Origin of the sequence: Burkholderia sp. Bp8994 (assembly GCF_003853805.1) — a bacterium.
In the GTDB taxonomy this organism is placed as follows: Bacteria; Pseudomonadota; Gammaproteobacteria; order Burkholderiales; family Burkholderiaceae; genus Burkholderia.
This window is the reverse complement of sequence record NZ_QTQH01000020.1, coordinates 123,405-142,908: the sequence shown is the minus strand read 5'-3', so window position 1 is coordinate 142,908 and position 19,504 is coordinate 123,405. Positions and strand designations below refer to the sequence as shown.

17 protein-coding genes are annotated in these 19,504 nt (G+C 66.4%); 1 reads left to right on the top strand and 16 read right to left on the bottom strand.

Going from position 1 to position 19,504, the window contains the following annotated elements; genetic code table 11:
* Window positions 1-24: 24 nt before the first annotated feature.
* Complete coding sequence (locus tag DIE04_RS22435; protein ID WP_006755091.1) at window positions 25-240, bottom strand: YdcH family protein; 216 nt, start codon at window positions 238-240, stop codon at window positions 25-27.
* A 77-nt stretch (window positions 241-317) separates the two neighbouring features.
* Window positions 318-1,070: a hypothetical protein gene (locus DIE04_RS22430; protein ID WP_044848887.1), complete on the bottom strand. Its 753-nt coding sequence runs from the start codon at window positions 1,068-1,070 to the stop codon at window positions 318-320.
* Between the two features lie 158 nt (window positions 1,071-1,228).
* Between DIE04_RS22430 and DIE04_RS22425 the strand changes: the two genes are divergently transcribed.
* Entirely contained in the window at window positions 1,229-3,556 is a 2,328-nt protein-coding gene (locus DIE04_RS22425) for a Tex family protein (RefSeq protein WP_124520225.1), read from the top strand.
* A gap of 117 nt (window positions 3,557-3,673) precedes the next feature.
* On the opposite strand, the gene DIE04_RS22420 is transcribed toward DIE04_RS22425, so the two are convergent.
* From DIE04_RS22420 to ispG, 14 genes are all read right to left on the bottom strand, one after another.
* Window positions 3,674-5,587, bottom strand: coding sequence for a potassium transporter Kup (locus DIE04_RS22420; protein WP_124486307.1), 1,914 nt, complete (start codon window positions 5,585-5,587; stop codon window positions 3,674-3,676).
* A gap of 271 nt (window positions 5,588-5,858) precedes the next feature.
* The gene (locus DIE04_RS22410; protein ID WP_044848884.1) at window positions 5,859-6,455 is read right to left on the bottom strand and encodes a phosphoribosyltransferase; all 597 of its coding nucleotides are present in this window, start codon (window positions 6,453-6,455) and stop codon (window positions 5,859-5,861) included.
* Window positions 6,456-6,463: 8 nt separating this feature from the next.
* On the bottom strand, window positions 6,464-7,810 hold the full coding sequence (locus DIE04_RS22405; protein ID WP_044848883.1) for an adenylosuccinate synthase: 1,347 nt from the start codon (window positions 7,808-7,810) through the stop codon (window positions 6,464-6,466).
* Between the two features lie 113 nt (window positions 7,811-7,923).
* On the bottom strand, window positions 7,924-9,072 hold the full coding sequence (locus DIE04_RS22400) for an ATP phosphoribosyltransferase regulatory subunit (RefSeq protein ID WP_124486305.1): 1,149 nt from the start codon (window positions 9,070-9,072) through the stop codon (window positions 7,924-7,926).
* Window positions 9,073-9,173: 101 nt separating this feature from the next.
* The gene (locus DIE04_RS22395; RefSeq protein WP_009687995.1) at window positions 9,174-9,365 is read right to left on the bottom strand and encodes a DUF2065 domain-containing protein; all 192 of its coding nucleotides are present in this window, start codon (window positions 9,363-9,365) and stop codon (window positions 9,174-9,176) included.
* A 36-nt stretch (window positions 9,366-9,401) separates the two neighbouring features.
* Complete coding sequence (hflC, locus tag DIE04_RS22390) at window positions 9,402-10,301, bottom strand: protease modulator HflC (protein WP_044848881.1); 900 nt, start codon at window positions 10,299-10,301, stop codon at window positions 9,402-9,404.
* A gap of 15 nt (window positions 10,302-10,316) precedes the next feature.
* On the bottom strand, window positions 10,317-11,675 hold the full coding sequence (gene hflK / locus DIE04_RS22385; protein ID WP_124573284.1) for an FtsH protease activity modulator HflK: 1,359 nt from the start codon (window positions 11,673-11,675) through the stop codon (window positions 10,317-10,319).
* Between the two features lie 47 nt (window positions 11,676-11,722).
* Window positions 11,723-12,898, bottom strand: a complete 1,176-nt coding sequence (gene hflX, locus DIE04_RS22380; protein WP_185500398.1) for a GTPase HflX — start codon at window positions 12,896-12,898, stop codon at window positions 11,723-11,725.
* 72 nt (window positions 12,899-12,970) lie between these two features.
* A complete protein-coding gene (hfq, locus tag DIE04_RS22375) occupies window positions 12,971-13,210 on the bottom strand; it encodes an RNA chaperone Hfq (RefSeq protein WP_006399927.1) in 240 nt (79 codons plus the stop codon).
* A 141-nt stretch (window positions 13,211-13,351) separates the two neighbouring features.
* Window positions 13,352-14,689: a ribosome biogenesis GTPase Der gene (der, locus tag DIE04_RS22370; RefSeq protein WP_044848985.1), complete on the bottom strand. Its 1,338-nt coding sequence runs from the start codon at window positions 14,687-14,689 to the stop codon at window positions 13,352-13,354.
* Between the two features lie 247 nt (window positions 14,690-14,936).
* Window positions 14,937-16,082 carry an outer membrane protein assembly factor BamB gene (gene bamB / locus DIE04_RS22360; protein ID WP_124486302.1) on the bottom strand — a complete coding sequence of 382 codons (1,146 nt, stop codon included), beginning with the start codon at window positions 16,080-16,082 and terminating at the stop codon, window positions 14,937-14,939.
* A 40-nt stretch (window positions 16,083-16,122) separates the two neighbouring features.
* Window positions 16,123-16,752 (bottom strand): tetratricopeptide repeat protein, encoded by a 630-nt coding sequence (locus DIE04_RS22355; protein WP_044848983.1) that lies wholly within the window; start codon window positions 16,750-16,752, stop codon window positions 16,123-16,125.
* 55 nt (window positions 16,753-16,807) lie between these two features.
* Window positions 16,808-18,148 (bottom strand): histidine--tRNA ligase, encoded by a 1,341-nt coding sequence (gene hisS / locus DIE04_RS22350; RefSeq protein WP_044848982.1) that lies wholly within the window; start codon window positions 18,146-18,148, stop codon window positions 16,808-16,810.
* A gap of 21 nt (window positions 18,149-18,169) precedes the next feature.
* Window positions 18,170-19,474, bottom strand: a complete 1,305-nt coding sequence (gene ispG, locus DIE04_RS22345) for a flavodoxin-dependent (E)-4-hydroxy-3-methylbut-2-enyl-diphosphate synthase (RefSeq protein ID WP_027787235.1) — start codon at window positions 19,472-19,474, stop codon at window positions 18,170-18,172.
* Window positions 19,475-19,504: the final 30 nt, after the last annotated feature.

Below are 19,504 nucleotides of genomic sequence, written 5' to 3'. Positions count from 1 at the left end.
GCGCCGGCGCTTGCCAGGCCGCGCTCAGGCGCGCTTATCCGGTTCCAGCTGCGATTGCAGCAAAATGATTTTGTCCTTGGCCGCCAGCTTTTCCTTCTTCAGCCGGTGCAGCGTGATGTCGTCGATGTCGGAGTGTCCTTCCTTCAGCTCGATCTCCCGAGCGAGCTGCTGGTGCTGCTCCTGCAATGCTGCCAAACGGTTGTGCAATTCCTGCTGCTGTTCCGTGGGACGGTTTTGCATATGCGCCTCCTCATCGAAGCAGCGCGCCGACTGGCGTGCCGGCACGCACGAGACTGACTCCGGATCAATCCAACACGTTACTGCCCCTGCTGTTGCTGCTGCTTGGCCTTGTCGGCCGCTTCCTGCTGACGCCGTTCGACATCGGCCTTGTGCTGGGCGGCTTCCTTCTGCTTCTGCTCGTAGCGCGCGGCGTTGTCCGCCCGCTCCTGCGCCTTCTGCGCGCCCTGCTGGCGCGCCTGGTCGAGCTTGTGCTGGAAATCCGCCTGCTTCTGGTCGTATGCCTGCTTGTTCGCGGCGCGCTGCGGCCCTTCCGCGCCACGCTGCGCCCGCTTCAGTGCATTCTGCTCCTGCTTGTCGCGGAACGCAGCCGCGTTCGCCGCATCGTTCGCCGCGCGCTGCGGCGCTTCCGCCGCATTCTGCGCCTGCTTCAACGCCTGCTGCTGGTCGCGCTGCTGCGCCCGCACCGCGCGCTGCTCGTCGTCGAGCGCGAGCTGCTCCTGACGGATGCTCGCCCGCTCCTCGCGCATCCGGTCGCGCGCCACGCCGAGACAGTGATTGACGAAGAACTTGCTGTAGCAATCGTGCTCCGCCACGGCATAACGATAATCGTTTTCCGCGGAACGTTGATTGAGCACTTTTTGACGGGCGTCGAAATCCTGCGTGGCGGAGGCTGCAACGGGCGCGGCGACAGCGGCGTCCGGCGCGGTTGCGCCCGATGCCTGTGCGTACGCGACGGTGGACCCGGCGGACAAAGCCGCGGCAAGCGCTGCGCCGAGCGCGACGAGAGAAATGCGGGAAGTTGGCAACGTCGTAGGAAAGCTGCGGGACATGTGTCAAATTCTATCACCCCCGGCTGGACGCTCCGCCATTTATGGCAAAATGCCCCGCTTCACTCACCCGCGGCATCTGGTCCGGCGGGCCCGTCTCGCAGCCCGCCGCGCGGTCTGCCGGCCCGCGCCGCGATTTCAGCAGGCAGATCATCCACGACATGACGGAAACCGTAGCACTCAAGATCGTACAGCGCATCGCCACCGAACTGTCCGTCCAGCCGCGCCAGGTCGCGGCGGCAGTGCAACTCCTCGACGAAGGCTCGACCGTTCCGTTCATTGCCCGGTACCGCAAGGAAGTGACCGGCAACCTGGACGACACGCAGCTGCGCCAGCTCGAGGAACGCCTCCTGTATCTGCGCGAGCTCGAGGATCGCCGCGCGGCGATCCTGTCGAGCATCGACGAACAGGGCAAGCTGACCGACGAACTGCGCGCCGCGATCGACGCGGCCGACAGCAAGCAGGTGCTCGAAGACCTTTATCTGCCGTATAAGCCGAAGCGCCGCACGCGCGCGCAGATCGCCCGCGAAGCCGGCCTCGAGCCGCTCGCGCAGGCACTGCTCGCGAATCCGCTGCTCGACCCGCAGACGGAAGCCGCCGCCTACGTCGATGCCGACAAGGGCGTCGCCGACGTGAAGGCCGCGCTCGACGGCGCGCGCGACATCCTGTCGGAACAATTCGGCGAAACGGCCGAACTGCTCGGCAAGCTGCGCGACTACCTGCACAGCCAGGGCGTCGTGTCGTCGACGGTCGTCGAAGGCAAGGAAAACGAGGAAGGCGAGAAGTTCCGCGACTACTACGACTACGCGGAAACGATCCGGACCGTGCCGTCGCACCGCGCGCTCGCGCTGTTCCGCGGCCGCAACGCCGGCGTGCTGACCGTCAAGCTCGGCCTCGGCGAGGAACTCGACGCGCAGGTCCCGCATCCCGGCGAAGCGATGATCGCGCGCCATTTCGGGATCGCGAACCAGGGCCGCCCGGCCGACAAGTGGCTGTCCGACGTGTGCCGCTGGTGCTGGCGCGTGAAGGTGCAGCCGCACATCGAGAACGAACTGCTCACGCAACTGCGCGAAACGGCGGAAGCCGAAGCGATCCGCGTGTTCGCCCGCAACCTGAAGGACCTGCTGCTGGCCGCGCCGGCCGGCCCGAAGGCCGTGATCGGTCTCGACCCCGGCCTGCGCACGGGCGTGAAGGTCGCCGTGGTCGATCGCACCGGCAAGCTGCTCGCGACCGATACGATCTACCCGCACGAGCCGCGCCGCGACTGGGACGGCTCGCTCGCGAAGCTCGCGCGCATCGCCGCGCAGACGCAGGCCGAGCTGATCAGCATCGGCAACGGCACCGCATCGCGCGAAACCGACAAGCTCGCGAGCGAGCTGATCTCGAAGCATCCCGATCTGCGGCTGCAGAAGATCGTCGTGTCGGAGGCCGGCGCGTCGGTCTACTCGGCGTCCGAGCTGGCCGCGAAGGAATTCCCGGAACTCGACGTGTCGCTGCGCGGCGCCGTGTCGATCGCCCGCCGCCTGCAGGACCCGCTCGCCGAGCTCGTGAAGATCGAGCCGAAAGCGATCGGCGTCGGCCAGTACCAGCACGACGTGAACCAGCGCGAACTCGCCCGCTCGCTCGACGCGGTGGTCGAGGATTGCGTGAACGCGGTCGGCGTCGACGCGAACACCGCGTCGGTCGCGCTGCTCGCGCGCGTCTCGGGCCTGAACGCCACGCTCGCGCGCAACATCGTCGACTATCGCGACGCGAACGGGCCGTTCCCGTCGCGCGACCACCTGCGCAAGGTGCCGCGCCTCGGCGACAAGACCTTCGAACAGGCAGCCGGCTTCCTGCGCATCAACGGCGGCGAGAATCCGCTCGATCGCTCGTCGGTCCACCCGGAGGCCTACCCGGTCGTCGAACGCATCCTCGCGAAGATCAGCAAGCGGATCGACGACGTGCTCGGCAGCCGTGACGCGCTGGCCGGCCTGTCGCCGGCCGAATTTGTTGACGAACGTTTCGGCCTGCCGACCGTGCGCGACATCCTGTCCGAACTCGAAAAACCGGGTCGTGACCCGCGCCCCGAATTCAAGACGGCAACGTTCCGCGACGGCGTCGAGAAGGTCTCCGACCTGATGCCCGGCATGCTGCTCGAAGGGGTCGTGACGAACGTCGCGGCATTCGGCGCGTTCGTGGATGTCGGCGTGCATCAGGACGGCCTCGTCCATGTATCCGCGATGTCGACGAAGTTCATCAAGGATCCGCACGAAGTCGTGAAGGCCGGCCAGGTCGTCAAGGTCAAGGTGCTCGACGTCGACGTGAAGCGTCAGCGCATTGCGCTGACGATGCGCCTCGACGACGAAGCGGCCGCGCCCGGCATGGCGCCGCGCGGCGGCCAGGATCGCGGCAGTGCCGGCCGCGGCGGCAGCGCCCGTCCGCAGCGTTCGCGCGAACCGGAACCGGCCGGCGCGATGGCCGCGGCGTTCGCGAAGCTGAAGCGCTGAGCACGCGAAGGCTGTTGACGTATAAAAAAAACCCGCCGAAAGGCGGGTTTTTTATTGCTTCAGCGAGCGCGCAGCCAGATCGGCATGGGCCGCATGCGCGGCCACTGCGCGCACCGGTCAGATCTCGATCTTGGTCCCGAGCTCGACGACGCGGTTCGCCGGGATCGAGAAGAAGTCGGTCGGCTTCGCCGCGTTCTGGTGCATCCACGCGAACACGCGTTCGCGCCAGATCGACATGCCGGGCAGATGCGTCGGCACGACCGTTTCGCGCGCGAGGAAGAACGACGTGTCCATCAGTTCGAACGTCATGTCGTGCGTGCGGCCGAACTCCTCGAGCACGGCCTTCACGTCCGGCGTCTCGTTGAAGCCGTACTGGGCCTTGACGATGTACAGGCCGCCACCCGCGTCGCGCGAACTCAGGCGCTTGTCGTCGCGCACGTACGGAATGTCGCGTGTGACGAACGTCAGGAAAATGGTCCGCTCGTGCAGCACCTTGTTGTGCTTCAGGTTGTGCAGCAGGCTGACGGGCACGAGCTTGTCGTTGCCGGTCAGGTAGATCGCGGTACCCGACACGCGGTGCGGCGGATGCGCGAGCAGCCCCTGCAGGAACGGCTCGAGCGGGATCCCGTCGGCGGCCGTGCGCTCCTTGACGATATGGCGGCCCTTGTACCAGGTCATCAGCAGGAAGAACAGCAGCGCGCCGATGCCGAGCGGCAGCCAGCCGCCCTGCGCGACCTTCAGCAGGTTCGCGCCGAAAAAGCCCAGGTCGACCGCGAGGAACACGGCGATGATCGCGCCGACGAGCAGCCGGTTCCAGTTCCACACCTTCACCATCACGACGGCAGCGAGCACGGTCGTGATCACCATCGTCGCCGTCACCGCGATGCCGTACGCGGCGGCGAGGTTGTCGGAACTCTTGAAGCCGATCACGATGCAGAGGATCACGAACAGCAGCAGCCAGTTCACGACCGGCACGTAGATCTGGCCGATCGCCAGCTCGGACGTATGCAGCACCTTCATGCGCGGCACGTAGCCGAGCTGGATCGCCTGCGACGTCAGCGAATACGCGCCGGAAATCACGGCCTGCGAAGCGATCACGGTCGCGACCGTCGACAGCACGACGAGCGGCAGCAGCGCCCACTCCGGTGCCAGCAGGAAGAACGGGTTCTCGATCGCCTTCGGATTCTCGATCAGCAGCGCGCCCTGGCCGAAGTAGTTCAGCACGAGCGACGGCATCACGAGCCCGTACGCGGCGAGGCGGATCGGCTTCGCGCCGAAATGGCCCATGTCCGCGTAGAGCGCTTCCGCACCGGTCAGCACCAGCACGACCGAACCCAGCACGACGTAGGCCTGCAGCAGGTGGTCCGCCATGAACGACGCCGCGTAATACGGGTTGATCGCCGCGATGATGCCCGGCACGCGCACGATGTGATATACGCCGAGTGCCGCGATCACGACGAACCACAGCACCATGATCGGCCCGAACAGCTTGCCGACCAGCGCGGTGCCGTGACGCTGGATCCAGAACAGCGCGATCAGGATCACGATCGTGATCGGCAGGACCAGGTGGGACAGGTGCGGCGTCGCGATCTCGAGGCCTTCGACCGCCGACATCACGGAGATCGCCGGCGTGATCACGGCGTCGCCGTAGAACATGCAGGCGCCGAAGATCCCGAGCGCCATCAGCGCGCCCGCGACGCGGGTTTTCGAGTCGAGCGGCCGCAGCGACAGCGCCATCAGCGCGAGCACGCCACCCTCGCCGTTGTTGTCGGCCCGCATCACGAACAGCAGATACTTGATGCCGACCACCAGGATGATCGCCCAGAACAGCAGCGAGATCACACCGAGAATCGAGCCTTCCGTGAGCGGAATGCCGTGTGCGGGGCTGAACGCCTCCTTCAGCGAATACAGCGGGCTCGTGCCGATGTCGCCGAACACGACGCCGATGGCCGCTATCGCAAGCGCCCGCATCGAGTGTTGGTGCGTCGAATGCGCATGGGCTGCGTCGGTCGCCTGGATCGTGTCGTTCATATGAAGCGTAATAATCGGGTCCGGTCGGACAAAACGAGCGCTATTCTACTCGCGCCCCCCTGAAAAACCGTCCTGCCTTGTTGCCCTTAAACCACGTGATCCACGCTGCGCATGCAATCCTGCGCAAGCTGTGGCAGGGCTGCCATCATAGCCGGGGCCGCGCCGTCTGCCTACCACGCGCGCGGATCGCCGTGCCCGCCGGCACGGCGCGCCAATAAAAAACGGCGCCGCAAGCGGCGCCGTACAAGGCTTTCCTTCGATCGGCCGCCGCTTACGCGCCCGAGCCGTCGCGCTGCGCGCGACCGCGCTTGATCCATGCCTCGAGGTTGTGCGGACGAACCGTGTCCCACTCTTCGAACGGCTGATGAATCCACGGATTCGTCGGCAGATACTGTGCGTGATAGTCCGGCTTGACCTTCGAGCAGCCCTTGTACCAGAGCACGGCCGAACGCACGGCCGTGACCGACGGATAGCGCTCCTTCAGGTGCTCCTGCACGCGCGCGAGCGTGACGCCCGAATCGACGAGATCGTCGACCAGCAGCACGTTGCCCGCGAGACTGCCGCGCGTCATCGTGATGTACTGCGCGATGTCGAGCTCGCCCTGCTCGGTGCCGGCCGCTTCGCGGTACGAACTCGTCGCGAGGATCGCGAGCGGGACGTCGTAGATGCGCGACAGCTGGTCGCCGACGCGCAGGCCGCCGCGCGCAAGGCACAGGATCTGGTCGAACTTCCAGCCCGATTCATGCACCTGCAGCGCGAGCAGCTCGATCAGACGATGGTATTCGTCCCAGCCTACCCACAGGTTCTTGTCGTCATTGCGCGGATCGGTCATCAAGTCTGCCGCCGTCATCGTGATTTGCTGCGTCATGCTGAGAATTACACCTTGAACGGATGGCGAAGCAGGATCGTCTCGTCGCGATCCGGCCCCGTCGAAACCATGTCGACCGGCACGCCGGCCACTTCCTGGACACGGGTCAGGTAGGCCTGCGCATTCGCCGGCAGCGCGTCCCACGTCTTGATGCCGACGGTGCTTTCCTTCCAGCCGGCGAACGTTTCGTACACGGGCTCGCAACGCGCGACGTCGGCCGCACCGCGCGGCAGGATGTCCACGTCCTTGCCGTCGATCTTGTAGCCGACGCACAGCTTGACTTCATCGAGGCCGTCGAGCACGTCGAGCTTCGTCATGCACAGGCCCGACACGCCGTTGATCTGGATCGAGCGGCGCAGTGCCGCTGCGTCGAGCCAGCCGGTGCGGCGCGGACGGCCGGTGACCGAGCCGAATTCCTTGCCGACGTTCGCGAGCGTGACGCCGACCTGGTCCTGGCGCTGCGGGTTGTCCGCGTCGTACAGTTCGCTCGGGAACGGGCCCGAGCCGACGCGCGTGCAGTACGCCTTCGTGATGCCGAGGATGTAGTTCAGCTTCTGCGGACCGACGCCGGCGCCGGCCGATGCGGCACCCGCGACGCAGTTGCTCGACGTGACGAACGGATAGGTGCCGTGGTCGATGTCGAGCAGCGTGCCTTGCGCGCCTTCGAACAGCAGGTTCTGACCGGCGTTGTTCGCGTCGTACAGGCGGCGCGACACGTCGGCCACCATCGGCTTCAGGCGATCGGCATAGCCGAGCATCGTGTCGAGCGTGGCCTGGAAATCGACGGCCGCGCCACCCAGGTACTGGGTCAGCACGAAGTTGTGGAAATCGAGGTTTTCGCGCAGGCGGTCGGCGAAGGTCTTCGCGTCGAACAGGTCCTGCACGCGCAGCGCGCGGCGGCCGACCTTGTCTTCGTACGCCGGGCCGATGCCGCGGCCGGTCGTACCGATCTTGCCCGCGCCCTTGCGCGCTTCGCGCGCCTGGTCGATCGCGATGTGGTACGGCAGGATCAGCGTCGTGGCTTCAGAGATGAACAGGCGATCGCGCACGTTCACGCCGGCCTCTTCCAGCTCGCCGATTTCCTTGAACAGTGCCTCGGGGGACAGGACGACGCCGTTGCCGATGTAGCAGGCGACGCCTTCACGCATGATGCCCGACGGAATCAGGCGCAAGATGGTTTTCTTGCCGCCGATGATGAGGGTGTGGCCGGCGTTGTGACCGCCCTGGAAACGCACGACGCCCTGAGCGTGGTCCGTCAGCCAGTCGACGATCTTGCCCTTGCCTTCATCACCCCATTGCGTTCCCACGACGACGACATTGCGCCCGGGAGTCACGTTCACTGCGCTGGCAGACATGTTGATTCGTTAGCTGGTTAAAAACGTATTCTACCTATGTTCGCGGGCGATTCCGAATTTTTCCGTTTCGCTTCAACGATATGCACGCCGAACGACGGCCCGCGAACGCCTGTTTAACGGGGTTCGACCACCCACGCGCCGTCACGCTCGACGAGCGAACGGTCGCAGGCGAACTCGTCGAGCACGTGGTCGTGTCCCGGCAAGGCCTGGATCACGACCTCGCCCGCGTCGCGCAGCGCCGCCACTGCCGCGCTCAGCGCGTCGTCCTGCGCCCAAGGCGCCAAAATCGCGGTGCCGCGCGCCTCGACCGGCGAAATCCGCGCAAGCTCGCGCAGGTCGAGCGAGAAGCCCGTCGCCGGGCGGGCGCGGCCGTAGGCCTGGCCCACGTGGTCGTACCGGCCGCCGCGCGCGATCGCGTTCGGCACGCCGTCGATGTACGCCGTAAACATCGCGCCGCTGTGGTACGCGTAGCCGCGCAGGTCGGCGAGATCGATCGCCACCTCGACGCCCTTCGCTTGCGCCGCAAGCTGCGCAAGATCGTCGAGCGCACGCGTGATCTCGGGCAGCACCGGCAGACGCACACGCGCCTCGTCGAGCACGCTCGCGTCGCCGTACAGATGCGGCAGCGCACGCAGCGCCGCGCGCGTGTCGGCGCCGAGATCGTCGGTGAGTTCGTTCAGCAGCGGCACGTCCTTGCCCGACAGCGCGTCGTACAGCGCCTCGCCGCGCTCGGCAGCCTGCGCATCACGCGCGAGCAACGCCGCGAGCACGCCCGCGTGGCACAGGTCCAGGCGGATGCGCGACAACCCCGCGAGGTGTAGCGCGTCGAGCATCAGCTGCTGGATCTCGAGATCGGCTTCCAGCCCGGCGTGCCCGTAGATTTCGGCGCCGATCTGGATCTGTTCGCGCGTCGCGTGCAGCCCGCGAGGACGCGTATGCATCACGTGGCCGGCATAGCAGAGGCGCGTCACGCCCTGGCGGTTCAGCAGGTGCGCGTCGATGCGCGCGACTTGCGGCGTGATGTCCGCGCGCAGGCCGAGCGTGCGGCCCGACAGCTGGTCGACCAGCTTGAAGGTGCGCAGGCGCAGGTCGTTGCCGCCGCTCGTCAGCAGCGATTCGAGGTATTCGAGCAACGGCGGCATCACCATTTCGTAGCCGTACGAACGGAAGCGGTCGAGCAGCCTGCGGCGCAGCTCCTCGATCTTGCGCGCTTCCGACGGCAGCACGTCGGCGATATTCTCGGGAAGTAACCAGGTCGACATCGGTACGGTCCTACGACGGGAAACAGGGCGCGACATGCGCGCCGCGAAATGAATCGGAAATCGGCAATCGGGCGGAACGAACGGCGGGTGCGCCGTCCGGATCAGGTGGCGAGCAGCAGCAGGACGAGCCCGAGCGCCATCACGATGAGCCCGCCGATCCGGATATGATGCGGCGGCCGCTCCGCTATTCTACGAAACGTGTCGCGCCAGGCGACGGGAAACACGAAGGGGAACGCCCCCTCGATGATCAGCATCAGTGCTACCGCGAGCAACAACGAGCCAGCCAGGTCCATGCGAGCGACGGCGCCGCTCGACGCGGCGCCCCAAGGTCAGTGTTTGCGGGGAGCGGGTGCCGCCGGTGCGGCACCGCCCGTCGGGCTGCGCATGAAACGGAAAAACTCGCTGTCGGGGTCGACGACGATGATGTCGTTGCGCTTGAAGGTATTCCGGTAAGCCTGCAGGCTCGCGTAGAACTGGTAGAACTGCGGATCGCGGCCGAACGCATCGGCGGCGATCGACGCAGCCTTCGCGTCGCCCTCGCCCTTGATCGTCTGCGCGGACTTGTACGCATTCGCGAGCACCGCCTGCTGTTCGCGTTCCGCGTCGGCCTTGATCTGCTCGACATCGGCGGCGCCATCCGCGCGCACCTGTGCGGCCTGGTCGCGCAGCGCGGCAATCATCCGCTGATAGACGGCATCCGTCTGCGCAGCCGGCAAGTCGACACGCGTCAACTGCACGTCGACCACGTCGACGCCGAAGCCCGATGCCGTCGCCCGCACCGCGTCGCGCGCCGCATTGGCGATCTCGCGCTGCCCGCCGAGCGCGTCGTCGAGCGCGCGCTTGCCGAACGCGTCGCCGAGTGCGCTCTTCAGCGCGCCGGCCAGGCGGTCGGCGGCCGCCGCCGGGTCACCGCCCGTCGCCGCGAAATACTTCATCGGATCGCTGATCCGATACTTGACCGCATACGCGACGAGCAGGTCGTGCTTGTCTTCGGTCGCCAGTTGCAGCGGATCCGACGACTCGAGCGATTGCAGGCGCGTGTCGATCAGCGTCGCCGTCTGCAGCGGCGGCGGCAGCTTGAAATGGATGCCGGGGCCCGCGAGTTCGGGTTGCGCGCCGTCGCGGCCCGACAGCACGGCCGCATGGCGCGGATCGACGGTGAGGACGGTCGACGACGCCGCGAAAGCGGCGATCACGATTGCGACGACGAGCGCAATGATTCGGTTCATGTTCTGCGCTCCCCGTTACTTCGTATCGTCTTCACGCGAGCGGCTGCGGAACGCTTCGCGCGACCGCAGCACGTCGCTGCCCGGTGCGGGCGCCGCCGCGGCCGAAGCCGCGCTCGCGGGTGCGCTCGCCGCGGCGGCGGCCGGCGCCGACGTCGCGTCGGGCGCGGATGCGCCGGCGGGCGTCGCGGCATTCGTCGCATTCGCGGCGTTTTGTCGCCCCTGCTCGACGAGCTTGTCGAGCGGCAGGTACACGACGCTGTTGCCGCCCTTGTTGCCGACGAACACCTTCGTCGCGTTCGAATAGATTTCCTGCATCGTCTCGAGATACATCCGCTCGCGGATCACCGCGGGCGCCTTCGAATACTGTGCATAGACCTGCTTGAACCGGTCGGCGTCGCCTTCGGCCTGCGTGACCACGCGATCGGCATACGCCTTCGCTTCATCGGCAAGTTTCGCGGCGTCGCCCTGCGCCTTCGGCAGCAGATCGTTCGCGTAGGCCTGCGCGGCACGCTTCGCGGCTTCGCGATCATCGCGCGCCTTCGCGACTTCGGCGTACGCGGCCTGCGTCTGCTCGGGCGCCGCGACGCTCTGCATCGTGACGGCCGTCACCTCGAGCCCCGACTGATAGCGATCGAGATCGCGCTGGATCGCGGCGGACAGCTGCGCGCGCAGCGCGTCGCGGTCCTGGTTCAGCATGTCGGCCGCGCTGCGCGTGCCGACGATCGCGCGCACTGCGGCCTGGGCGGCCTGCGACACGCTGCGCTCGGGATCGACGCTGCGGAACAGGTAATCGGTTGCCGAACGGATCCGGTACTGGACGACGAAACGCACGTCGACGATGTCGGCATCGCGCGTCAGCATCGCCGCTTCCTTCACGTTCGCGAGACGCACGACGTTGTTGCGGCCGATCTCGATCGAACGGACCTGCGACGTGTCGACGATCTCATGCAACGCGAACGGATACGGCGCGCGCCAGTGCACGCCCTGTCCGACCGTGCCGGACAGCTTGCCGAACTGCAGCACGACGCCCGTCTGGCCTTCCTGCACGACGAACAGCCCGCTGCCCGCGTAGACCGCGACCAGCACGCCGATCACGATGCCGACGCCGACACGCGCGGCCCGGCCGTTGTCGGGCCGGAAGCCGTTGCCGCCCTTGCCGCCGAACAGGCCGCTCAGACGCCGGTTGAAGTTGCGCCACATCTCGTCGAGATCGGGCGGACCGTCACCGTCGCCACCGGGCGGACGCTTCGATTCGTTCACACGCGGACGGGATCCGTCGTTGCCCTTGCCTTCGCCGCGTCCCCAGCGGGGATCGTTGATCGACAGCAAGGCGCGCATCCGCCGCCAGGTACTCCGCTCGTTGTATTCGTTCACCAGAGTTTGTTCACCAGATTAGACGCCGGCGAACCGGCCGGGACCGGTTAGCGCCCGTGTTCGGAAATCGTGTGGTCTTCGTGTGGTTCAGCGGGTGCGCCGTCGAGCGCGACGTTGGGTAACGTCGCGCCGGTAAGGTGTTCCGCGGAGGCGATCTCGGCGATGGCGGCACGCAACGCGTCAAGACCCTGACCGGTGCGTGCGCTCAAAAAGACGCGCGAAATATTACCATACTCGTCCCGCTCGACCGCGTCGCCGCGGGCCGCCAGCTCAGGCACCGCATCGATCTTGTTGAACACCAGCACCTGCCGGATCGTGTCCGCGCCGATCTCGTGCAGCACGCCGTTCACCTGCTCGATCTGTTCGAGCCGCACCGCGCTCGATGCGTCGACCACGTGCAGCAGCAGATCCGCATGAATCGTTTCCTCGAGGGTCGCGCGGAACGCTGCAACCAGCTGGTGAGGCAGTTCGCGAATGAATCCGACCGTATCGGACACGACGATCTGACCAGCCTCGTCGCCGAGGTACACGCGTCGCGACGTCGTATCGAGCGTGGCGAACAGCTGGTCGGCCGCATAAGCCTGCGCTTTCGTCAGCGCATTGAACAGCGTCGACTTGCCCGCGTTCGTATAGCCGACGAGCGACACCGACATCGTGCCGCTGCGTGCGCGCTGGCGACGCTGCGTGCTGTGCTGCCGGCGCAGCCGGTCGAGCCGCGACTTCAGCATCTTGATGCGCTCGCCGATCAGCCGGCGGTCGGTTTCGAGCTGGGTTTCGCCGGGGCCGCGCAGGCCGATACCGCCCTTTTGCCGCTCCAGGTGGGTCCACGCGCGAATCAGCCGGGTCGACAGGTATTGCAGCTGCGCGAGCTCGACCTGCAGCTTGCCTTCGTGACTGCGGGCGCGCTGCGCGAAGATGTCGAGGATGAGGCTCGTGCGATCGACCACCCGCCTGTTAAGCGCCTGCTCCAGATTGCGTTGCTGGGCCGGTGCCAGTGCGTGGTTGAAGATGACGATTTCGACGTTGTGCGCGTCGCAGGCAAGCCGCAATTCTTCGGCTTTGCCGCTGCCGATGAACATCTTGGCATCGGGGCTGGCGCGACGACCTGTGAGGGTGACGGCGGGACGGGCCCCCGCACTGGAGGCGAGAAGACTGAGTTCTTCGAGACTGGCTTCGAAATCGGTCTTGCCGAAGTCGATGCCGACGAGCGCTGCGTTGATCAAATTATCGGGTGTCAAGATAAGGCGGCTGGCATCGGTCGCTCGCGGCGACCGGATGCCGGCCGCTGCGATGGGTTAGGACGAGGCTTCCGCGTCCGGGTGGAAATTCACCGGGCGCGCCGGCACGACCGTCGAGATGGCGTGCTTGTAGACCATCTGGGTCACCGTATTACGGAGCAACACGACGTACTGGTCGAACGATTCAATGTTCCCTTGCAGCTTGATGCCGTTGACGAGATAGATCGAAACGGGAACGTGCTCTTTGCGCAGTGCGTTCAAAAACGGGTCTTGTAACAATTGCCCTTTGTTGCTCATGGCGTACTCCATCTTTTTTTGCAGGTTGATCTGGATTGGCGACGAAGAAAAAGAGATCCGGCGCCAATCGCTACACTATAGCTGATTTTGCCTGCCCCGCCCGGGCGTAGGCCATGCGGCCTATCCCTTGCAGGACCTGCTTCAGCCCTTGTCCGCGTACGGGTTGTTCGACGAACGGAACTCTATGCGCAATGGAGTCCCGGTCAGTGAGAAAGTTTCGCGGAATCGGTTTTCGAGGTAACGCTTGTAGGTTTCCGTCACCGCGTCGAGCGCGTTGCCGTGGATGACGATCAGCGGCGGATTCTGGCCGCCCTGGTGCGCGTAGCGCAGCTTCGGACGCACCGGGCCGCGACGACGCGGCTGCTGGAACTCGACGGCCTCGATCAGCGCGCGCGTGAGCTTCGGCGTCGGCAGCTTCGCCATCGCCGCCGCGTACGCGTCGTCGACCGAACGCATCAGCGCGCCGATGCCGGTCTTCTTCGCGGCCGAAATGTAGTGCGACTTCGCGAAGTCGAGGAATTTCAGCTTGCGGGTCAAATCCGCTTTCGCGCGGTCGCGCGCGTGGTCGTCGAGACCGTCCCACTTGTTGACGCCGATCACGAGCGCGCGGCCCTGCTCGACGACGAAGCCGGCGATGTGCGCGTCCTGGTCGGAAATGTCCTGCTGCGCATCCAGCAGAAGAATGACGACGTTCGCGTCGGAGATCGACTGCAGCGTCTTCACGACCGAGAACTTCTCGATCGCCTCGAACACCTTGCCGCGGCGTCGCAGGCCCGCGGTATCGATCAGCGTGTATTTCTTGCCGTTACGCTCGAAGTCGACGTAGATCGAATCGCGCGTCGTGCCCGGCATGTCGAACGCGATCACACGGTCCTCGCCGATCAGCGCGTTCACGAGCGTCGACTTGCCGACGTTCGGGCGGCCGACGATCGCGATCTTGATGCCGCGCGACGGGTCGTCCTCGTCCGCTTCCTCGGGCTGGCCCGCGTACGCGACTTCCAGCGCCTCGTTGATCATGTCGGTCACGCCGTCGCCGTGCGCGGCCGAGATCGCGCGCGGATCGCCGAGGCCGAGCTCGTAGAAGTCGGTCGCGACCGCCGTGTACTTCATCCCCTCGGCCTTGTTGACGACCAGGAAGATCGGCCGGCCGGTCTTGCGCAGGTAGTCGGCGATCGACTTGTCCTGCGGCGCGAGCCCGTTACGACCGTCGACGATGAACACGACGACGTCGGCTTCCTCGACGGCCTGCCGCGTCTGGCGCGCCATCTCGTGCAGGATGCCGTCCTTCGCGACGGGCTCGAAGCCGCCGGTATCGACGACCAGGTACGGCCGTGCGCCGACGCGCCCTTCGCCGTAATGGCGATCGCGCGTCAGGCCCGGCAAGTCGGCGACCAGCGCATCGCGCGAGCGCGTGAGCCGGTTGAACAGCGTGGATTTCCCCACATTGGGGCGCCCAACGAGGGCAATGACCGGTTTCATCTGTGTTTTCTACGGTGATGCGCAGCAGCGGGAGGCCCGCTGCTGCGGGCGGCTGCGCTGAATGAAAATATCACGAATTCGCGCCGCGCCGGATGCGCGCGCCGGGCGCGCGGTGCGCGCCGTCGTCTTTCGTTGCGAACTGCCTTTCAAATACCGAGCGGCCGGGGACACCGGCCGCCTTCATGTCGCGCGACCGCAGCGCGCGGGACAAGCCCGCCGCGCCACGATTGCGCTTGTTGCGTGCGCGTCAGCGCGGACGGAATCCGTACAGGCCACCGTCCTTGGTCTGCACGACGAGCGTATTGCCCGCCAGGACCGGCGCCGCGGTAATCGCGCTGCCGTCCGTCTTCATCCGGGCGATGAAGCTGCCGTCCTCGCGCGACAGGAAGTGCACGAAGCCCTTGTAGTCGCCCATCACGACCGCATGGCCGAGCAGGTACGGCACGCCGACGTCGCGGCTCTTCAGCTTGTCGTTGCGCCAGAGCGGGTTGCCGCTCGCCGCGTCGTAGGCCGTGACGACCGACCAGTCGTCGCCGCCGGCGACGACCGAATCGTCCTGCGCGAGACCGCTGCGGCTCGAGAACGCCTTTTCCCACAGCGGACGGCCCGAGTTCGCGTCGAAGCAGCCGAGCTGGCCCTGGAACGTGACCGCGCACGCCTGGGCACCCACGAGCGTCGGCGGACCGCTGACGTCGTTGATGCGCTCGACTTCGGTCACGCCCTTCGGGAACGACACGGGCGTCTGCCAGAACGGCTCGCCCGTCTGCAGGTTGATCGCGACCAGACCGCCGCCGGGGAAGCCCGCCAGCACGGCCGCATCGCCCGCGAACGTCATGCCGGCCGACACGCGCAGGTTCAGCGGCACCGCGCGGTTGCGGTAGTTCCACTTCTGCTCGCCCGTCTGCCCGTTGAACGCGATCACCTGACCGTCGATCGTGCGCACGATCACGAGGCCGTTGCCGACCAGCGGCGGCGAGAAGATCTCGCCCTGCACGCTCGTCTTCCACAGCTGCTTGCCGTCCGGGCCGAGGACGAACACACCGCCCTTGAGCGCGCCGACGGCAGTCAGGTTGCCGTCGCTGCCGACCCCGGCCGACAGGTCCGAACCGACCTTCGAGCGCCACAGCGTCTGGCCCGTCTTCGCGTCGATCTTCTCGACCGAACCGTTCTCGCCCGCCGCGTAGACGGCGTCGCCCACGGCCACCGGCGAGAACAGGTAGCGCCCGCCCTTGCCGACGCTCGCCTTCCAGACCTGTTGCACGTCCAAGACGGGCTTGAACTCGGTGAGCGGCGTCGGCACGCGGCGCACGTCCTTCGACGACGAGCAGGCCGCCAATGCCAGGACAGCCGCCGCGCAGGCTACGGGCACAGCGTAACGTTTCAGCAAATTCATCGGTTAGCGAAGCAGAGTTAAGAGGTTGAGGGGGCTGCGATCAGCCGCCGAGCGCATCGAGCTTGAACTGCACGAGCTGGCGCGCGGACTGGTCGTCCTGCGACAGGCCGGCGAGCGCGAGCTTGTACGCGGCGCGCGCATCGTCGGTCTTGCCTTGCGCCGCGAGCAGATCGCCGCGGCGATCGGCCACGAGGCCCTTGAATGCATCCACCGGCGTGCCGGACAGCAGCGCGAGGCCCGCGTCGTACGCCTTCTCGTCGAGCAGCAGCGACGCGAGACGCAGCTTCGCGATCTGCTTGTACTCGTCGTCCTTGGCGTGATCGGCGGCCCATTGCAGCTGCGCCTTCGCGCCGGCGGCATCGCCGGCCGCGTACAACGTCTTCGCCGCCGTGAGCGCGGTCATCTGCGCATACGGCGTGCTGCCGAACTTGTCTTCCATGTCGGCGGCCGCACGGGCCATCGTCGCCTTGTCGTTCGCGGCAGCGGCCTTCTGCACCTGCTCGTACAACCCGGAAGCCTCGGCGGCCTGACGGCGCTGCCAGTAATTCCAGCCGTTGAAACCGGCCGCGACGACCAGCGCCGCGAGCACGATCCACGTCGTGAGGTTACCCCAGCGGGCCCACCACGCCTTCAGACTTTCAATCGATTCTTGTTCGTCGTGATAACTCATCGGCGAGCGATTCCTTCCATTTCAGGCTTTTCTTGTCGAGCGAATGCCAGCGCGATCAGTCGTCGCCGTCTTCGGCGGATGCAACCATCGCATTGATTAGGAATTCGGTCAAGCTTTCGACCGGTACGGTCTGCTGAACGTTCTTTTCCCCGTCCTCGCCCGCGCCGCGCAGCGCTTTCACGCCCACCGTGCCGTTCGCGACCTCTTCTTCGCCGAAGATCACCGCGAACGCGGCACCGCTCGCATCGGCCCGCTTCATCTGCGACTTGAAGCTTGCCGGGCCGCCGTCGGCGCTGCAGTGGAAAATCACGTCGAGGCCCGTATCGCGCAGGCGCTCGGCCGCGATGAACGCCTGTTCGCGCGCCGTCTCGCCCTGGTGCACCACGTACACGTCGACACCTTCCTGCTCGGGCGCGAGATCCTCTTCCTTCAGCAGTTCGAGAATGCGCTCGATGCCCATCGCCCAGCCGCACGCGGCGGTCGGCTTGCCGCCGAGCTGCTCGATCAGCGGATCGTAGCGGCCGCCCGCCGCGACCGTGCCCTGCGCGCCGAGCTTGTCGGTCACCCACTCGAACACGGTCAGGTTGTAGTAGTCGAGGCCGCGCACGAGACGCGGGTTGATCTTGAACGGGATGTTGTTCGCGAGCAGCAGGCGCTGCAGCCCTTCGAAGTGGGCACGCGACTCGTCGCCGAGGAAGTCGATCAGCTTCGGCGCGTTCTGCGCGATTTCCTGCAGCGCCGGGTTCTTCGTGTCGAGCACGCGCAGCGGGTTAGTATACAGGCGACGCTTCGCGTCCTCATCCAGCACGTCGGCGAACTGCTCGAGATACTTGATCAGTTCGACGCGGTGCGCGGCACGCTCTTCGGCGAGGCCGAGCGAGTTGATCTCGAGCTTGATGCCGGTCAGGCCGAGGTCGTCCCACAGGCGCTGGCACATCATGATGATCTCGGCATCCGCATCCGGGCCCGCGAAGCCGAGCGCCTCGACGCCGACCTGGTGGAACTGGCGGTAGCGACCGCGCTGCGGACGCTCGTGACGAAACATCGGGCCGATGTACCACAGGCGCTTCGGGCCGTCGTACAGCATGTTGTGCTCGATCGACGCGCGCACGACCGCCGCGGTGTTCTCCGGGCGCATCGTCAGGTTCTCGCCGTTCAGCGCATCGGTGAAGCTGTACATCTCCTTCTCGACGATGTCCGTGACTTCGCCGATGCCGCGCGTGAAGAGCTGCGTGTGTTCGACGATCGGCGTGCGGATGTTCTGGTAGCCGTACGCGCGCAGCAGCGATTTCACGGTAGCTTCGAAGAACTCCCAGAGGCCGGCATCCTGCGGGAGGATGTCGTTCATGCCCTTGACGCCGGTGAGCTTCTCGATCTTGCGTTTCTGTTCAGTCATCGTTCGTGTGTGTGGACGAATTTAGTTCAGGGCCTCGGTACGGCCGTAATTGCGTGCGACGTAGTCGCTGACGATCTGCTGGAATTCCTCGGCGATCCGCTCGCCGCGCAGCGTCTTGACCTTCTCGCCGTCGATGAAGACGGGCGCGGCCGGGTTCTCGCCCGAACCCGGCAGGCTGATGCCGATGTTCGCGTGCTTCGATTCGCCCGGGCCGTTGACGATGCAGCCCATCACCGCGACGTTCATCTTCTCGACACCCGGATATTCCTTGCGCCAGACCGGCATCTGCTCGCGCAGGTAGGTCTGGATCTGCATCGCGAGTTCCTGGAACAGCGTACTCGTCGTGCGGCCGCAGCCCGGGCATGCGATCACCATCGGCGCGAACGAGCGCAGGCCCATCGTCTGCAGGATTTCCTGGCCGACGATCACTTCGCCGGTGCGCGACGCGCCCGGTTCCGGCGTCAGCGAAATGCGGATCGTGTCACCGATCCCTTCCTGCAGCAGCACGCCGAGCGCGGCCGTCGACGCGACGATGCCCTTCGAGCCCATGCCGGCCTCGGTCAGCCCGAGATGCAGCGCGAAGCCGCAGCGGCGGCCGAGTTCGCGGTACACCGCGATCAGGTCCTGCACGCCGCTGACCTTGCACGACAGCACGATGCGATCGCGGCCGAGGCCCAGCTCGACCGCGCGCTCGGCCGAGCCGATCGCCGACTGGATCAGCGCTTCGTACATCACGCTCTGCGCATCCCACGGCTGCGAGCGCGCGCCGTTCTCGTCCATCATGCGCGCGAGCAGGTCCTGGTCGAGGCTGCCCCAGTTCACGCCGATCCGCACCGGCTTGTCGTACTTCGCCGCGGCTTCGATCATCTGCGCGAACTGCGTGTCGCGCTTCGCGCCCTGGCCGACGTTGCCCGGGTTGATCCGGTACTTCGACAGCGACTCCGCGCAGCCCGGGTAGTCGCGCAGCAGCAGGTGGCCGTTGTAGTGGAAATCGCCGACGAGCGGGACGGTCACGCCCATCCGGTCGAGCTGCTCGCGGATCGCCGGCACGGCGGCCGCGGCCTCCGGCGTATTGACCGTGATGCGCACCAGTTCGGAGCCCGCGTTCGCGAGTTCCTTGATCTGGATCGCCGTGCCGATCGCGTCGGCCGTGTCGGTATTCGTCATCGACTGCACGCGCACCGGCGCATCACCGCCGATTGTCACGAGCTGCCCGCCCCAACGAACATCCACCGCATGCGACACGCGACGCGGCTGATGCCCGCCGAACACCGGCTCGGTTGAACAAATCTGACTGCTGCGTGGGGATTGAGCTTCGGATTGCATCGATAGATCCATTTACGCGGAATGCGCCGC